Consider the following 18,371-nt stretch of genomic DNA (forward strand, 5'->3'; position numbering starts at 1 on the left):
CTAAGAGAAAATAATAAGTAAAATGACAGGAGGAAAAGATGGATCGTCTGAGATCACCACCGAAAAGAAGGAAGAAAGAATGCAACCCAAAGCCAGACAAAAAAGGGAGTCTGGTGTCCAAAGAAAGGATATGACGATGAGTCCAAAAAATAAAAAAGGAAAGAAGCTGACATCAACAATCATGGCGCTTGCCATGACGGTAACGACGACTTTCCAGATGCCAACTATTTCGATGGCTTCTGAAATGGAATCGTCTGTAGCAATTGAGAGTCAGATCGAGGAAGGAACAAGCGAAGAGTCTGTTTCTGTTCAATCAGAAACAACAGCACAGACCAGTGCAGAACAGACCAATTCAGTGATTGAAGAAACTTCTGGCACTACTGAGGCAACTAACGATGCAACACAGGTATCAGACGAAGTGCAGGCAACTGTTGCTGAAACAACTGCAGAAGTGACCTACGAGGAAGAGAAAACCACTTTTTCTTCTGAGGTCGATCCGTCCGGAGAAGATATCGAAGAGTCAAAAGCTAATGAGACTCGCGGTCCGGACGAAACAATAGAAACTACCACACAGGCAGCAGAGGAGGAGACAAGCGCAGAGGTTGAGACTGAATCAGAATCTGAAACAACAGAAGAAAGTACTCAGGCTGATCCGTTTGCAAGCTTAGATCCGACAAGTGGACTGACCGAAGAACAACTGGGTGCAATTGATTTTTCAAGCAAGCGACTTTTAGTTGCAGCCGACGAATCAGTGATCATTGATCCTGAGCATGTACTTTCCGACTATGCAGGTGTGTACTTAATGCAGTATGACACCGAGACGCAGGCAAAGTACGCTTATGCTTACTATTACAACAAGTCTGAGTTTGTAGATGTGGATACCGTCATTTCCGTAGCAGACGGAGACGGCAGTGCAAATGCAGCAGTCCCGATGGCAGCAGAGGAAAACCCGATTGCAGAACTTCAGGCAGCTGTAGCCGAGAATCCGGTGAATGCAGCAGGAGCAGTAGCAGTCATTGATACCGGTGTCAACGACGTTGCAAATGTAACCGAGTCCGTATCCATGATCGGTGACAATACAGCTGATGAGAACGGACACGGAACCAGGATGGCACAGCTTGTTGCAGAGCAGAACCCAGATGTATCCATTCTTTCCATCAAGGCATTAGGTGCTGACGGTACCGGAGACATCTCCGCTGTCTATGCGGCAATCCGTTATGCGATTGACAAAAAGGCATCTGTCATTAACCTTTCCATGTCGGCAGTCGCAACAGCAGAGAATGCAGCATTAACCTCGATCATTGACGAGGCAACAGCCGCAGGAATTGCAGTGGTTGGTGCAGCCGGAAACAAAGGCATGGATGTAAGATTTTTCGTGCCGGGTAATATCGAAAGTGCTTATATCATTGGTGCAGCTGATGAAGATGGTGCAAGAATCACAAGTTCTAACTATGGTTCAACTGTTGATTTCAATGTGCATGCTGATTCCACATCAGAAGCAGCTGCAAAATTTTCTGGTTACTATACTGTAAATGGAGCAGTAGCAGACGAGAAACTTGTATTTCCAACTGATTACAGTAAGCCAGAAGTTAACATTGACTTTAACGGGCCGATTATCAATCATCAGATTTCTTATTACAACTATGAAGGAAGCTCTGAAGATCTGGTATGGGTAAGTCAGAAAACGATGAAGACCGTCTTGGATGAAGACTACATCACTACTTATATAGGTTTTGCGGAAGATGCTGATTTAGTCAGCAAGCTTAACGTATATGTTGATTTTATGAGCATTGACAGTGAGCATGCGATTACAGATGAATGTATTGTGGATCTTGAAAAAATGACAGTTAAAATTCCAGCATCGTACAAGAATGCAAATCTAACTGTAAGATGGTTTATGCCGAATGCATCTTATTCATACGGCTATGATGTAGATGCAAAGTACATGATTTCCAATACACCTGAGAAATTTAAGGCGGCTTATAATGGAGTGAATGGCTTGACTACAGAAATGGCACAACAGTATGTAGCAGGAACATATGCAAAGAGCTTTACTCATACGGCAAATTCAATGAATCATTCCGATGTCAAGTATTCAACTGATGGCATTAATGCCGGAGATTGGTTTACAATTCAGAGTGGCTATATAGCCAGCGTTGAGGAGTATCCGGGAACATACACTACCAGAGGAGAAATTGCTAGTATGTTTGGTCCGAATGCTTTGGCAAATCTTACACCGGCAGGATCAGCGACTACTCAGACGTTTTTAAGCCATTTTAATACCGTGACAAGAGATTCAGACGGTTCGGATGTATCTGGATGGTTTAATACCGTTGGCGGTAAGGGAAATGGAGTCATTCACGTTGATGTAAACAACTCTGGAAGCACGAAGGATGATGCCCCACTGTCTGCCGGTCTTGGTTGGGTATTTGGTACATGTGCAAATGATGAGGTTGGAGGTCAGTGTCCATCATTTACAGGTGGAAAGATCATTTGCACCAGCAAAGATCCAGATGGTACAGCGTATTTCTTCTTCTACTGCACTTCTCCAAGAGGACAGTGGACAGGTGGTTCCTTTTCCATCACGCCAAAACTTCCAAAGACCGGATTCTTGCAGATTCATAAATCTTCAGCAGATCCGGCAATCACCAATGGAAACAGCTGCTATAACTTTGAAGGCATTCCGTATGGTATCTTCACTGATGCTGAGTGCAGAAATCCGGTAACTGTTGTTACACTGGATGCAAACGGCTACAGCCAGCCTTATGAACTGACAGCAGGAACTTACTATGTAAGAGAGGCAGAAGCAAAACCAGGATCAGGCTATCAGACAAACAGTACCGTTTATACAATTGAGGTAACAGCAGGAACGACAGCAACAGCTCCGGTAATGTGTGAGACAACAGATGTACCGTTGAATGACCCGTTTGGTATTGTAATCAATAAGATCAATGCAGATGGAACTACTACAGCCGACTTATCTGGTGCAGAGTATACGATTAAGTATTATCCAAAGCAGTATAATACTGTAGCTGAAATTCAAGCAGATCCAGAAGCTAAGGCAACTACTTGGGTTATTAAAACTATTAAGGATGCAAGTGGAAATTATCAAGCATTTTTAGATGATGCGCATATTGTTTCTGGTGTTTCGGATGGTGCGAAGTTTGGTAAAAATACTATGGGAACTTATATTATTCCACTAGGAACTCTTACTGTTGAGGAAACAAAGGCTCCGACTGGATTTACCAAAGATGGCGCAGTTGTTAGTAGTGCTGCAACAGGTGCTACACTGACTGGAACTAATAATGTTTATCTTTTCAACTTAGTTGACAAAGATTCTGCTATTTACTTAAAGAGTGGCAATGCATTAGATACTGCAGCAACGGATGAAACAGCAATCACTCTCCAGTATGCTGAGCGCCAGATCAACGGCACTCCGAAGATGGAAAAGCATGATCTTGAGCTTAATAAGAAAGCTGCTATGGGTGGAACGAACTTTGCCGGAATCACCTTTGAGGTTTATTGTTTAGACGATTCTGTTATCATTGGAAATACAACTTATAAAAAGGGTGAGACAATCGAGACAGTAACCTCAGATGCTGAGGGAAATGTGACCATGACTACTCAGTATCCGATTGGTCATTATGCTGTTAGAGAAAAATCAGCAAACAATTATTACACGAATGATGGTCAAATCCATTATTTCAATGTTGTTGAGTATCAGGGTGGCGCTTTCATTCAGTACGAAACAAACATGAATGCAGTTACCTTTACAGACCGTGTTGTTCGTGGAGATCTGTCATTCGTAAAGAAAAATGCAGATACAGAAGAAACACTTGCTTATATTCCGTTCAGGATTACAAATAATACAACAGGTGAAACACATTACATTTTAACCAGTGCAGACGGTACATTTACTTCTGCAGTTGGAAAGACAACAAATACCAATGCCAATGATGCAGTTCTTTCACAGTATGGTGATAAGGATGTCATTCCACAGAGCGTTGTGGATTCACTGGCAAAGGATGCCGGACTTTGGTTTGGTATGGGAAGTGAAGGAACCATGACAGCTGCAAATGATTCTTACGGTTCATTTGTATATGGAACCTACACCATTACCGAGTTAAAGACCGAAGCAACAAGAAACATGAAGATGTACACAAGTACATTCACAATCGACACTGACGGAAAGGTTCTTGATCTTGGAACAGTCAATAACGTTCCGATGGGAATTAAAACAACACTGGTTGATGTAAATGAAGAACATTTCACAGAACCTGTATCCTCCATTACCTTAACCGATCATGTTGCCTATAAGAACCTTGATACAGATAAGACATATACCTTAACCGGAACCCTTTATGTTAAGGAAGGCGATGCACTCACCGAGCTGATGACGGAAACTGTTGACTTTACTCCGGCAGAAAAGAATGGCATTCAGGATGTTACCTTTACATTTGATGCATCTGCATTGAAAGGTAAGTCTGTTGTCGCATTTGAGGAGCTTTCCGTAAACGGAGAGTTCTGTGCAGAGCATAAGGATAAGGATGATGAAAATCAGACTGTTACCTTCCCGGATATTCAGACAACTGCGCGTGATAATGTTACTGAAGATCATGTATCAAATGCAGCTGATTCCGTTACTATCATTGATACAGTAACTTATACGGGATTAAAGGCAGGCGAGACTTATGAAATCACGGGAACACTGATGGATGCCGAGACAGGTGAGGCTGCTCTTGATGATGACGGCAATGCAATTACCGCATCTAAGGAGTTTACGGCACCGACTGCTGATGGAAACATTGATATCACCTTTACATTTGCAGGCGTTTCCTTAGCAGGAAAGACACTCGTTGCATTTGAGGATATTTCCTATGAGGGAAGAAGATATGCCGTTCATGCGGATATCAATGATAAGAATCAGACTGTTTACATTCCAAAGATCCACACCAAGGCTCTGGATGCAAATACCGGATTAAATCAGGTACTTGCAGATAGCAATGCAACTGTTGTGGATACCGTAACCTATACACATCTGCTTCCTGGAAAAACATATGTAATGAAGGGTGTTCTGATGACATCCGCAGGAAATGCCCTGATGGTTAACGGAAAAACCATTACTGCAAGTACTGAGTTTGTTCCGACAACACCTGACGGAACAGTTGATGTTACTTTCAATTTTGATGCTTCCGAAATCGGCGGCCGAAAGTTAGTATTCTATGAATACCTTGAGTTAGACGGCAATACCGTTGCTTCTCATACAGATATTTCTGATACTGACCAGACCGTATATGTTCCAAAACTCAGAACAACCATCTTTGATTCTGAAAATGGAAGCCATAACAGCGCGGCAGACGAAGATATCATTCTGATCGATACCGTGCGTTACAATGGTGTTGAAATCGGACGCAAATACACAGTAGTCGGTACCCTTGTTGATAAGGAAACCGGCAATGCACTTCTTGATGATGCAGGAAATAAGATTACTGCGTCAAATGAGTTTGTCGCTGAAAAGACAAACGGAACAATTGACGTTACCTTTAAGTTCTCAGGCGTATGCCTTGCAGGAAAGACAACTGTTGCTTTTGAGGATATGTATTCCGAGGGTAAGAAGGTGGCAGTCCATGCAGATCTCAGAGATGAAGGACAGACCGAGTACTTCCCGTCAGTACATACAACAGCAACAAGCAACGATACAGAGGATCATGTTGTCGGTGCTAACGAGAAGGTTACAATCACCGATCAGGTAGCACTTAAGGCATTGAAGCTTGGCACAGAGTATACTTTAAGCGGAACTTTAATGAATGCAAAGACAGGAAAGCCAATCATGGTAAATGGAAATACAATTACCGCAAGAAGAACTTTCACAGCCGATGCACATGAAATGACCATACCGTTAACCTACACTCTGAACGCATCAGAGCTTGCAGGAACCACAACAGTTGTATTTGAAAATCTGTATTCTGACGGCGCACTTCTGGCAGCACATGCTGACCTTGAGGATGAAGAGCAGACAGTATATATCCCGGAGATTCATACAACTGCAAAGGATCAGACAACAAAGATCAACCACACCGAAGCAAATAAGACAGCCACTATCGTTGATACAGTTTCCTATACAAACCTGCTTCCTGGCAGAGAGTATACAGTAAGCGGAACACTTATGGATAAGGAAACAGGAAAGACTGTTCTGGCTGATGGCAAAGAGATTACGGCAAGCACCACATTCACTCCTGAAAAGTCCGAGGGAAGTGTTGATGTAATCTTTACCTTCGATGCAAGTATTGTAGCACCTAAGACAGTTGTTGCATTTGAAACCCTTACATATAAGAAGATCCAGATCGCAGTTCATGCTGATATTGAGGATAAAGACCAGACGGTTTACATCCCAACCATCCGTACCAGCGCAAAGGATAATGTAACTGGAATCAATCATACCGAAGCAGACAAGGAAGTGACCATTACCGATACCGTAACCTATAAGGGACTGGAAGTCGGAAGAGAGTATACCGTAAGTGGAACGCTGATGAATCAGAGAACCGGAGCGAAGATTCTTGTAAATGGAAAGCCAGTAACGGCGTCAACAACCTTTACAGCAGAAGAAAAGGAAGGAAGCGTAGAAGTTGTCTTTACTTTTGATGCAACTGCTCTTGAAGGAACAACCACTGTTGTATTTGAAACTCTGTATACCGAAAACAAAGAGGTAGCAGCCCATACCGATATCAATGATAAGGGTCAGACGATCTACATTCCGAAGATTCGTACCACCGCAATCAGCGATGATACAAACGATCATGTAACCAAGGCAGATGAGAAGATCACCTTAATTGATACCGTAGCTTTTACCAGCCTTGAGGTTGGAAGAGAGTATACCGTAACCGGTAAGCTGATGGATCGCGCAGCAAACAAGCCAATCCTTGTTGATGGAAAAGAAGTAACTGCCCAGACTACCTTCGTACCGGAGACCACAGACGGAACCGTAGATGTAACCTTTACATTTGATGGAACCGGACTGGAAGATACCGTAATCGTTGTATTTGAAACCCTGTACACGGAAAAGAAGGAAGTAGCCGTTCATGCCGACATCACCGATGAGGAGCAGAGTGTCTACGTACCGGAAATCCATACCAAGGCAGAAGATGCCACTACCGAAATCAATCATACCGAGGCATTACCGAAGGCAAAGATTGTCGATACCGTTTCCTATTCATCTCTGTTACCAGGAAAGGAATACACCATGACTGGTACCTTAATGAATAAGAAAACCGGCGAGCCAATCCTGATTGATGGCAATCCTGTTACCTCCCAAGTTGCCTTTATGGCAGAAAAACCGGAAGGCAGCGTTAAGATTGTCTTTCTCTTTGATGCATCCGTACTTGCCGGAACGACCGTTGTTGCCTTTGAGAGCCTGACCTATAAGGGCGTAGAAGTAGCCGTTCATGCAGACATTGAGGACAAGGATCAGACCGTTTACATCCCGGAGATTCACACCACGGCAGTCGGCGAGGACACAAAAGATCATGTAACCGAGGCAAAGAAGGATGTAACTATTGTCGATACCGTTTCTTTCAAGAGTCTTGAAGTTGGAAGAGAGTATACCGTAAAGGGTGTACTGATGGATAAGTCTGCTGAAAAGACCCTGCTTGTAAACGGAGAGGAAGTTACTGCAGAAACCACCTTCGTACCGGAAACGACAGACGGAACCGTTGATGTAACCTTTACTTTCGACGGAACCGGACTGGAAGATACCTTACTGGTAGCGTTTGAGACTCTGTATACTGAGGAAAAGGAAGTAGGCGTTCATGCAGAAATCGAAGATGATGCCCAGACCGTATACCTTCCAAAGATTCAGACAGAGGCAAAAGATGCGGTAACAGAGATTGATCATACCGAGGCACTGCCAAAGGCAAAGATCATTGATACTGTTTCGTATTCTTCATTGTTGCCAGGAAAAGAGTATACGGTTACTGGAACCCTGATGAATAAGGAGACTAAAGAGCCAGTCCTGATTGATGGTGAGAAGGTAACTGCAAGCACCACCTTCACCGCTGAGAAGTCTGAGGGAAGTGTAGAAGTCGTATTCGAGTTTGACGCATCCGCAATCGCCGGAACAACCGTAGTGGCATTTGAGTCTATGGAGTATGAGGGCGTAGAGGTAGCGGTTCATGCCGATATCGAGGATGAGGACCAGACCGTATACATCCCGGATGTTCATACCACTGCAACCGCAGCAAACACCACACATGATCATGTAACCGGAGCCAATGAGGATCTGATCATCACCGATGAGGTGGTTCTGACCGGTCTGAAGATTGGAAACGAGTACACCGTAAAGGGTGTTCTGATGGATAAGTCTACCGGAGAAGAGCTGAAGGTAAATGACGAAAGCATTACCGCTGAGGAAACCTTCACCGCAGATGCAGCAGACATGATCATCACGTTAACCTATACACTGGATGCTATCACTCTGGCAGGAACCACAACAGTTGTATTCGAAACTCTTTACACCGAGGGTAAGGAAGTCGGAAGACATCATGAGATTGATGATGAAGGCCAGACGGTATACATCCCAGAGATTCATACAACTGCAAAGGATCAGACAACAAAGATTAACCATACCGAGGCAAATGATAAGGCAACAATCGTTGATACCGTATATTATTCCCACCTGCTTCCAGGAAAGGAATATACCGTACACGGAAAGCTGATGGATAAGAAGACTGGTGAGCCGATCTTAATTGATGATAAGGAAATCACTGCAAGCACTACCTTCACCGCTGAGAAGTCTGAGGGAAGTGTCGATGTCATCTTTACCTTTGATGCTTCCATTCTTGCACCAAAGACCGTTGTTGCCTTTGAGTACATGGAGTATGAGGGAATCGAGATTGCCGTACACGCAGACATCGACGATGAGGATCAGACTGTATACATCCCGAAGATTCACACCACCGCAGTAGGAGAGGATACACAGGATCATATCGAAAAGGCCAAGGAAGAGGCTGTGATCGTTGATACCGTTTCCTATGAGGGACTGGAAATCGGAAGAGAGTACACCGTAGCTGGTAAGCTGATGGACAAGGAAACCGGAGAACCGATCCTTGTAAACGGAGAGGAAGTAACCGCAAGCGAAACCTTTACCGCAGAAACCGAAGAGGGAGGCATCGACATTACCTTTACCTTTGATTCTTCTGCACTGGCAGGAAAGTCCCTGGTTGCTTTCGAGACTCTGTATACAGAGGAAAAGGAAGTAGCTGTACATGCCGATATCACCGATGAGGGCCAGACCGTTCGCATCCCGGAGATTCATACGACCGCAACCGATAAGGTAACAGGAGATCATGATGGTGTTGTCGCAAAGGAAACTACCGTTCTGGATGAAGTATTCTATACCAACTTAATCCCGGGCAAGGAGTATACCGTAAGCGGCAAGCTGATGGTAAAGGAAACCGGAGAGCCATTAACGATTGACGGAAAGGAAGTAACAGCAGAAAAGACCTTCGTTGCCGAAGAAGCAGATGGAAGCATTATCTTAGAGTTTACCTTTGATTCTTCTGCACTGGCAGGAAAGAAGATTGTTGCTTTCGAGGATGTCACCTATGAGGGAATCTCCATTGGAACCCATGAAGATCTGACAGATGAGGACCAGACGATCTCTTATCCGGAGATTCATACTACCGCAGCAGACCAGGCATCTGGAAGCAAGACCATGACCCTGGGAAGCAGCGTAACCTTAGTGGATACCGTAACATACAAGGGTCTGACCGCAGGAAAGACCTATGTGGTAAAGGGAACCATTATGGATAAGGCAAGCGGAGAGACGATTGGCGTAACCGCAGAAACCACCTTTACTGCAGAAGCAGCAGACGGAAGTGTGGAAGTAACCTTCACATTTGATACCACACAGCTGCAGGGAAAGACACTGGTAGTCTTTGAGACACTGTATGACACACAGGGTAATCCGATTGTTGCTCACAGTGACCTTAATGATGAGGACCAGACGGTAAGTGTACCGGTACAGCCGGTGATTCCACCAGTAGTAACAGGAGATGATTCAAGCCCGATGCCGTATGTATTTGGCTTGGCAGTAGCAGTTCTTATAGCAATGGCAGCTGTTGTTATACTGCTCAGAAAGAGAAAAAATCAGAAGTAACCGATGTGACGTTTTGAAAAAAACGTATTTATCATTTTCCCAGTGATAAATATTTTACTGGGGAAATAACTTACAGTCCCGGCTTTCAGGTCGGGACTGTAAGAAAATATGGAGGTGGACAAAAATATGCTGTTTACCGGAATTGTATTTACACTAATTGGCATTATGGCAAGAACATATGCCGGTATTTTTGAGATTCATGACAGTACATGGAAGGCAATGAAAGCATCCATAGTTCGTAAGGTGGCAGCACTAGCTGGAAATATCAGCCTGATCATTGGTATTTTATGTATCATTGCATCCTTTGCATAGAAATGGAGACAGCAGAGTAGTGAAATGGAAAAGAAATAACAAAACAAATGTTGTGTCAACAAACGAAGAGATCATAAGAATCTGTGAAGAGGAAGGAAAAAAGAAAAAGAGTCATATCCCACTCGGTTTGATTGTTGTTTTGATTTTTGCACTTGGAGCAGCAGGATATTTCGGATATTGTTTATGGTGCTATTATCAGGAATATCAGGATGATCAGAAATTGTATGGAGATCTTCGTGAGGCAGTTTTGCAGGCAACGGATGAGTCAGAGCAGCCAGAATTATCAACAGAAGAATCCGTGTCCGAATCGGACACAAAAAGAGAGCAAACAAAAAAGAAAAAAGAGGAATCTCCGTTTGAGGTAGACTGGGCAGCATTAAAGGAAATCAATGAAGATATTATTGGCTGGGTATACTTTACCGGATTACCGCAAATATCTTACCCAATTTTGCAGGCAGAAGATAATGCATACTATGTAAACCGGACATATGATTTATCCAGTGATGATTCCAAAGCAGGCAGTATTTTCATGGATTACCGTATGGCATCTGATTTCTCATCGCCATATTCCATCATTTATGGACATAACGTTCGGGACGGGTCAATGCTGTCTGATCTTGCATTACTAAAAGATCAGAAATTGTATGATGAGGAACCGTATTTCTGGATTCTGACACCCAAAGGGAACTACCGCTATCAGATTTTCTCAATTTTTCAGTGTCACCGCTCAGCAGATGTTTTTCAGCGGTCTTTTGACTGTTGGGGAGAAGATTTTTCCAAATGGCAAAGTGAATTAAAGCTGCGAAACAGTATGCAGGGAGATGTAAAGCTGAAGGAATATGGGCATGTAGTTGTATTTTCTACATGCGTTCCGAACAGTTTTGACCGTACAATCGTGTGTGGAACTTATATAGACGGGGATTCAATTCCAGATCCAAGTGGAAAGAATAAATAAGCGGATCTTCTTAGGGGGATGGCAAGAACTAGTAAGGAGGAATCTAATGACAATTAGCATCAGCTCATTAGTGATTGGCTGTGGCTTGTTTTTTTTAGCAGGTGCATTTATGGGAGTCAGTATTATGTGTATGCTGTCAGTAAGAAAAAGCAGACGCTTGAATGCAAATTATTTTGTGTCCGATTCGGACACAGAAAGGGGAGAAGAAAACACTTGAAACAGAGAAAAAAACTTATCATGCTTTGTGGATTGATGTTGGCAGTATCATCACCAACATATGCAGAGAATGCAACAGAGGCCGTGTCCATTTCGGACACGGCTTCTGTTGTAGAGCTGACATCAGATGCAAATATGGAAACAGAAATGCAGAGTGTGTCCGATTCGGACACAACAGAAACATCTGCGCAGGAAACGGATCAGGTTGCACTTCCAGCAATCTGGCAGGAAACTTATACATATCTTGCAGACACACAGGATGCTCACACATTTCCTGAACAGATCGAAAAATCTGGAACATCCTATCAGTTGAAGGATGTGCAGTATCAGATTACAGAATTAACGAAGGAATATAGCAAGAGTAGTGTGGATCTATGGGCATATGCGGAATATACACCAGAACAGGAAATTGAAGTAGATGGACTGCATTATACACTTGTGGATACTTCCAAAGAAGAGTGGACAAAAAACGGACGAAGCAAGACTGTATCGGTTGAGCGTACCTATCTGGATGGGCAGGAAGTCCCAGAGTCCATTGACATCGAATCGACAGATGATGTAACTGGAGAAGCAATCTACGGTACTATTCCACGGACAGATTGGCAGGATGATGGAGCAGATTGGTGGGAAGGAGGATTGGAACAATGGGTCAAATACCGCTGGAATGAGGAAACAAGTCAGTGGGTGTTTGAAGTCGGTGATGAAAGTTTTCCGGCAGCGTCCGATGACAGTCCATGGTTTGATGGTTGTGAAAATAAGATTCTGCAATCGCTCAATCTGGATGGAACATTCAATCAAATTACTGGAATTGCATGGGATAGTGAGGGCTGGCAGGAAGCAGATGGCAGCTGGTGGAAATCCGTGAAAGCAACCGGAAATCGAATGATAAAACGATCACGAGCATGGTTTTCAGGTGAAGTAGCTGAGGCAGATCTTCCAATGGTGCGTTATACCAGTCATTATGTATCAGATGTTACTGGTTATCTAATCACGGCAAATGTAACCTATGAAGAAATTTTTCCAGAACCAGAAAGTACGGTGGCAGAGACAGAAGCGGAACTTGTGACGCAGACTCCAGAAACGGAAGCGGAAACGGTATCAGAGCAGGCTCAAGTGGAAAGCGTGTCCGATTCGGACACAAATAAAACGATTGCAGGAATGCCGTGGCAGGATCTGGTATTGCTGTTTTTGGAAACAGGAAGCGTGGCATTGGGCTTGATTATGATTGGTCTGTTAGCCAAATTCCGTCCCAAGCCGAGGGCGTGGATTAACACCAAAAAAGAAAACAAACAAAAAGGAGAAAAATGACTATGAATGAAACATATGTAATGTTACCAGCAGCAGGATCGTTAACCGACTTTTTTACGGCAATTTCTATATTAGCAAATGAATACCAGACAGCAGGAAATGGGGTACTAATCTGTATTGCATTGTTGATTTTGGGCAGTAAATTCCTGATCGGTGATGATGAAAGCAAAGCGAGAGGAAGAAAACAGGTTCCGTATATCATTATTGGAACGGCAATCATCATGTCGGCATTTAACATTGCAGCAAGTGCAGGTGCATCGTTAACATTCTGAGTACTGCGAAGGGAGAAAGGGAAGGTATGACAGTGCCTGCATACCTTCTCAGAATAAAATGGATTTTATTAAGATTATATTTACAATAATGGTGAGTGGAATGGCAGTTAGTATTGGCTTTGCTCTTGGAATAGTAGCAGGTGCAACTGTCATTACACGAATTACATTTTCAAAACAAACAGAGCAGAAAGTTCTATACATATTTGGTGTAATAGGTATGGTAATCGGTACTTTATGCAGCCTGTGGTTTGTAGTAAAGCTGTTTTGGAAATGAGCAGGCAAAGGAGGGAGAAAACATGCAGCAGAAGAAGCAGCAAAAACAGGGAAAGAGACAGGAATGGAAAGACCAGATGAAGGAATCAGATCGTATGCTGAAAGGAAATGTACTTCTGGAAAAGCCACAGTGGGTACTTATGCTGACACTTGCAGCAGAGTTTTTGTTGCTTGTTGTACTGCATGTATTGGTTAATACGTTTATTCGATTCTGTAAAGGACATTTAACAGACTGTTTTTCTTGGAGTTGTCTAACGACTTTTTATCCGGCTTTAGCTCCAGTGTATATTTTTTTGGTTATTGTGGCGATTGCAGTAGCAATATTGAACGTATATCGGTTTCGCAATGCTTTTCGTAGTTTGGAGGCAGGGCAAAAAGGAACCAGCCGTTTCACAACAATGGAAGAAATCAAAGAGCAGTATCCGGCTGTAGCCGAAATCCCAGAAAAGAACCCGGATGGAAGCATCAAACGGATTCCGGGAAACGGTGGTTTGCCTGTAGCAAGTAAGGACGGCTATATGTACCTTGACGAAAGTGCAACGAATGCACTGATTTTGGCGATTACCAGAGCCGGAAAAGGAGAGGTTTTTTCGCTACGTATGTTGGATAGCTACAGCAGAAGTGAAAAACAACCGTCACTTATCGTTCTGGATATGAAATTCGATCTTAGAAAAATGTGTACAAAAGCATTTCAGGATCGTGGATACGAAGTAATGTCCATCAATTTGGAAAACCCAATGCGTGGAGTTGGCTATAATCCACTTTATTTGATTACACGTTACTATCAGGAGGGGCGAGATTCAGATGCGGAACTTCTGTGCAAGGCTTTTGCGTATCCACACTTTGCAAGTGCTGGAGGAAAGAGCGATGATAATTCTGATTTCTTCCTGTCAAATGCAACCAGTGCGCTTACAGCAACCATAATGGCGCATACGGTAGACTGCATACGGGAGGATACGAGAGAAAATGCCAGACTTGCGGCATTGTTTGTGGCAAAGCGTCAGGCATATGAGCGTCTTACAGAAGACGCAAAAAAACAGGCAGATCAGGACTATCAACAGTTAAGACAGGAAAAAACATTTTCAACCTGTGTTCTGGCAGCAAAGACAATTCCAGATGTTCCGTTTGAGCCACAGGAAAATAATCTGAAGAAAAACTGCATGGCGTCAGTAATCAATTTGTTTACGAACCTGGCAGGAGAAGCAACTGGAAAAAACACAACTAAGCTGGACGATTATTTTGAAGCACGAGGCAGATTTGATCGTGCGAAAGTTGTGTACAGCGGAATCAAAGTTTCAGGGGATCGAACAAAGGGCAGTATTTTCAGCCAAATGCTTACAAAGCTAAGTCAATATACTTTTGGCGGTATGGAACAATTAACACGGGAAAGTACATTTTCTCCAGAAGAACTTGGTTTTGGAAAGAAACCTATTGCACTTTTTCTCCAGGTTCCGTTTTATGATCGTTCTAAAGATGCGATTGCAATTTCTATGATTGATCAGCTCTATCAAGCTAATGCGCGTGCATGTATACAGAGTCGTTCTGGTAAGTGTGACCGAAGAATCATTTTTCATCTGGATGAAATTGCACAGTTCCCACCAATTCAAGATCTGAATTCTAAGCTTGCCATTTGTTTGGGATTGAACATGATATTTAATCTTATTATTCAGACAGATGCGCAACTGACACTGAAATACGGTGATGCGGCAAAGGTCATTAAAGGAAACTGCGGAAACCAGGTGTATTTGCAAACCAGCGAAGAGGAAACCGCAAAACTTTATTCATCACTTCTTGGTTCCAAAACGATCACGAATGTGAATCGTGTTGGAACAAGATTTGCACTTAACAAAAGTTATACGGAGACACAAGAAGAACGTCCTTTACTGAATCCGCGTGAGCTGATGGATTTGGAGGAAGGTGAAAATGTGATTTTACGTACAATGTATCGTCGTGATTTAAAAGGAAATCCGGTCAAACCTCATCCAATCTTTAATTCTCGAAAGGAAGGTCGTGCATTTTTGTATCGTTATCAGTATTTACAAGAATATTTTCCTGATGCGGATACCGTATCGGAGGAATCGCTGCATTTGCCAACATTGAAGGCGGTTCAGGAAGACGAGCTGATGTATGATTATGATATCAGCTTTGAAGCCGCTGATTTCCAGCAGATTCCGAAGCAACTGCAAGAAGTAAAGGAAGAGTTAAAGCGAGCGCAGGATGCAACTCAAGCACAAGCGTTAGAAGAGATGAAAATGCAGATGGAATGGCGCTATCAGGAATTGGCGGAGAAACAGATTTACCAGTGGGATACCCGAATTAAAAGGCCGCAGGAACATGAACATACACCAACCCATGAAAGACAGTTTGCGGCACTTTGCAGGGAATTGGCGGTATATGATTCGCAGCTGCTCGAATTGTTGTTACAGGGATGTGCAGCAGGTGAAGTATTTGTTCGCGTTGTTCAAAACCCAAAGATACCGTTAGAGAAAAAAGGTGCGTTATTATCCCAATTAAAGCCGAGAATCGGATTAGTATGAGGAATAAGAGAGAAAGGAAATAGGAATGAATTATGAAGAAATCCTACTTAATTATGCAAAATATTTTCAACAAAGCGATGTTGTTGAATCGGCAATTCGGACTGTTGGATGGAAATTGATTCTGTTGCTTCGTGGGATTTGTGATGCATGTCAATCTGTTTGGGAAGCGGTATTTCGCGTCCTTAGTTTTACACAAGTGATTAGTGAGAAGTTGGGAACCTATTATCCCATTTGGAATGCAATTTTTCTGGTTACCATTCTGGCTGTTGGAACCGTATTTTTATACTCTGAGCGCAGACCCCCGTTTTTGAAAAATTTGATCATTACAATGGCGGTTGTCATGCTGCTTCCGGGTGGTGTTCAGCTTGGAGTTCAATTATTGGGAATCGAGCAGAATGTTTTCATGGCGAATGGCACCAGTGTGGCAGACACAACCGTTATCAGTAATACGACTGACTTGCTGTATCTGAAACAAAACGGGTGGACTTTTGAGTCCCCCAATTGCTTTACTGGAGAAACCATTAAATACATCGATCAGAATGAACAGGTAGAGAAAAAAACGGATAAGGTATTCAAATATTATATGATCGTTGATGAAAGCAGTGGAAAAGTAAAATATAAAGAAATTAAAAAGGGATTCTTTGGATTTCTTACACCGCTGTATTATCGCTATTCCATCAATTTTATGGCAATCATTGGCGAGCTGATCGTAAATATATTGGTTCTTATTTTTGCATCGTACCGACTTTTTCGTTTGATCTGGGATATGATCTATGGCGAAATTTTGGCTTATATTTTCTCCGGCGATGTTATGTCGGGAGAAAAAACAAAACAAACGTTGCAGTATCTATTAAATTTATTCTGGAGCGTTTCGATTATGATCTGGGGTTTCGCTATCTGGCGCGAGTTTGAGCTGTGGGTGGCGAAGGAATACAGCAATAATTTTGTCCGCATTTTGCTGATTGCATTTGCTGGAATCGCAATGATTGATGGCCCAGACATTGTTGAAAGAGTGTTAGGCATCGACGTTGGCATGAAAGATGGTCTAATGAAGACAATAGGAGCTATGCACTTGCTGCAAGCTGGATTGGGGGCAACGGGAGTAGGTAAGGCAGCGGCAAAGGCTGCAAGCAAGGTGAAAGAAGAATCGCTAAATCCGGGTGGAAAAGAAGAGCAGGAGAGGTTAAGCAAGGGAGCAAAGGAACCGCCGGGTGGTGCAGGAAATGCAGGCAATTCTTCTAGTTCAGGAGCAACGCAAAATCGTAGGCAGGAACCGCCGGGAAGCGCTGAACGGCAGAGCAGCGGAAGCAAACATGCTGGTCAGGAATCTGCGGAATCAACGAAAGCAGCAGAAGCTGCATCACAAGGAAATGCTGCATCACAGGAGCATACTGCATCCAGTGGGCAGGAACCAAATGCCGCATCTGGAACATCGGCAGGTGATACTCAATCAGCTGGAAATCCTGCATCCGAAGGAACCGAACATGGAGTATCATCAACGGAAATTCCGGGTGGTGCGTCTACGGCTGAGAAAGTAGCTGGTGGAGAAATGCCATATGGTACTGCGCAGGAGGGCAAGTCGGATAATCAGAGCAAAAAGCAGGCGACTCCGCAACAAGCAGGAGCAGGACAGGAACCGCCAGGAAAGGCAGGAAGCCAACCGGAAAAAACGGCAACTGGACAGGCAAATAATAAACAGCAGCAGAAATCAGGATATGGAAGCTCGTCTGAACCAAGGAAAACAACAGAGAAAAGCGGACAGGCAAAAGCAGCGGAATCTACAAAGCAGGAACCGCCAGGAAAAGCCGCCGCTGCTGGAAAATCTGGAGAAAAATCAGCGGCAGGAACTGCTGGGGAACAGACACAAGCGCAGCCATCGCAGGATGCACTCCCTTCTAATACAGATGAAGGACAGGAAGCTATGGAGTCACAAGAACCACCAACGAATTGGGGAGGTGCTGGAGAAATAGATAACAATTCAGTTCCTTTCAGTAGTGGAGAAAATGAAATGCCAGAAAGGGGAATGTCAGGAAATGAACCAACAGCACAGGATTTCCCGGCATCATCCGATCAGTCAGAACCGGACTCTGTTTCCGAGCGTGTCCGAAACGGACACACAGGTACACCGATAGGAGAAAAAACAAAATCAACACAAGCTGTCAGAAACGTATCTGGACAAGATAGTCAATCAAAGTCATCCGCAGGCACAAAGCAAACGACTACACAGCGAACAACCACGCAGAAGTCCGAGCATGTCCAAAACGGACACAGCAATACAAAGTCAGCGACTAGTCCGGTACGACCAGAGCCGCCGGGAAATGCCAGAAAGATGTGATGAAAGGAGG

At 43.5% G+C, this 18,371-nt stretch carries 9 protein-coding genes; all 9 read left to right on the forward strand.

The window, feature by feature from the left end; genetic code table 11:
• The first annotated feature begins 22 nt into the window (after positions 1 to 22).
• The 9 genes from WJP93_RS07700 (at position 23) to WJP93_RS07740 (ending at position 18,361) form a co-directional block, all read left to right on the forward strand.
• On the forward strand, positions 23 to 10,153 hold the full coding sequence (locus tag WJP93_RS07700; RefSeq protein WP_337547619.1) for a VaFE repeat-containing surface-anchored protein: 10,131 nt from the start codon (positions 23 to 25) through the stop codon (positions 10,151 to 10,153).
• A 126-nt stretch (positions 10,154 to 10,279) separates the two neighbouring features.
• Complete coding sequence (locus WJP93_RS07705) at positions 10,280 to 10,465, forward strand: hypothetical protein (protein WP_337547620.1); 186 nt, start codon at positions 10,280 to 10,282, stop codon at positions 10,463 to 10,465.
• 19 nt (positions 10,466 to 10,484) lie between these two features.
• Positions 10,485 to 11,420, forward strand: coding sequence for a class B sortase (locus WJP93_RS07710; protein ID WP_066562672.1), 936 nt, complete (start codon positions 10,485 to 10,487; stop codon positions 11,418 to 11,420).
• 46 nt (positions 11,421 to 11,466) lie between these two features.
• Positions 11,467 to 11,637 carry a hypothetical protein gene (locus tag WJP93_RS07715; protein ID WP_337547623.1) on the forward strand — a complete coding sequence of 57 codons (171 nt, stop codon included), beginning with the start codon at positions 11,467 to 11,469 and terminating at the stop codon, positions 11,635 to 11,637.
• Positions 11,634 to 12,944, forward strand: coding sequence for a hypothetical protein (locus WJP93_RS07720; protein WP_337547624.1), 1,311 nt, complete (start codon positions 11,634 to 11,636; stop codon positions 12,942 to 12,944). Before WJP93_RS07715 ends, WJP93_RS07720 begins: the two co-directional genes overlap by 4 nt.
• 2 nt (positions 12,945 to 12,946) lie before the next feature.
• On the forward strand, positions 12,947 to 13,216 hold the full coding sequence (locus WJP93_RS07725; RefSeq protein ID WP_156500950.1) for a hypothetical protein: 270 nt from the start codon (positions 12,947 to 12,949) through the stop codon (positions 13,214 to 13,216).
• Positions 13,217 to 13,316: 100 nt separating this feature from the next.
• Positions 13,317 to 13,490, forward strand: a complete 174-nt coding sequence (locus WJP93_RS07730; protein ID WP_337546481.1) for a hypothetical protein — start codon at positions 13,317 to 13,319, stop codon at positions 13,488 to 13,490.
• 22 nt (positions 13,491 to 13,512) lie between these two features.
• Positions 13,513 to 16,026, forward strand: coding sequence for a type IV secretory system conjugative DNA transfer family protein (locus WJP93_RS07735; protein ID WP_337547628.1), 2,514 nt, complete (start codon positions 13,513 to 13,515; stop codon positions 16,024 to 16,026).
• Positions 16,027 to 16,051: 25 nt separating this feature from the next.
• Positions 16,052 to 18,361: a hypothetical protein gene (locus WJP93_RS07740; RefSeq protein ID WP_337547630.1), complete on the forward strand. Its 2,310-nt coding sequence runs from the start codon at positions 16,052 to 16,054 to the stop codon at positions 18,359 to 18,361.
• The last annotated feature ends 10 nt before the right edge of the window (positions 18,362 to 18,371 follow it).

This window comes from Anthropogastromicrobium sp. (assembly GCF_037349415.1).
Taxonomy (GTDB): Bacteria; Bacillota; Clostridia; order Lachnospirales; family Lachnospiraceae; genus Anthropogastromicrobium; species Anthropogastromicrobium aceti.

Excerpts from the sequence above, each read along its gene's own strand:
- WJP93_RS07700 (WP_337547619.1), top strand. The coding sequence starts at position 23 with ATGACAGGAGGAAAAGATGGATCGTCTGAGATCACCACCGAAAAGAAG.
- WJP93_RS07705 (WP_337547620.1), top strand. The coding sequence starts at position 10,280 with ATGCTGTTTACCGGAATTGTATTTACACTAATTGGCATTATGGCAAGA.
- WJP93_RS07715 (WP_337547623.1), top strand. The coding sequence starts at position 11,467 with ATGACAATTAGCATCAGCTCATTAGTGATTGGCTGTGGCTTGTTTTTT.
- WJP93_RS07725 (WP_156500950.1), top strand. The coding sequence starts at position 12,947 with ATGAATGAAACATATGTAATGTTACCAGCAGCAGGATCGTTAACCGAC.
- WJP93_RS07730 (WP_337546481.1), top strand. The coding sequence starts at position 13,317 with ATGGCAGTTAGTATTGGCTTTGCTCTTGGAATAGTAGCAGGTGCAACT.
- WJP93_RS07735 (WP_337547628.1), top strand. The coding sequence starts at position 13,513 with ATGCAGCAGAAGAAGCAGCAAAAACAGGGAAAGAGACAGGAATGGAAA.
- WJP93_RS07740 (WP_337547630.1), top strand. The coding sequence starts at position 16,052 with ATGAATTATGAAGAAATCCTACTTAATTATGCAAAATATTTTCAACAA.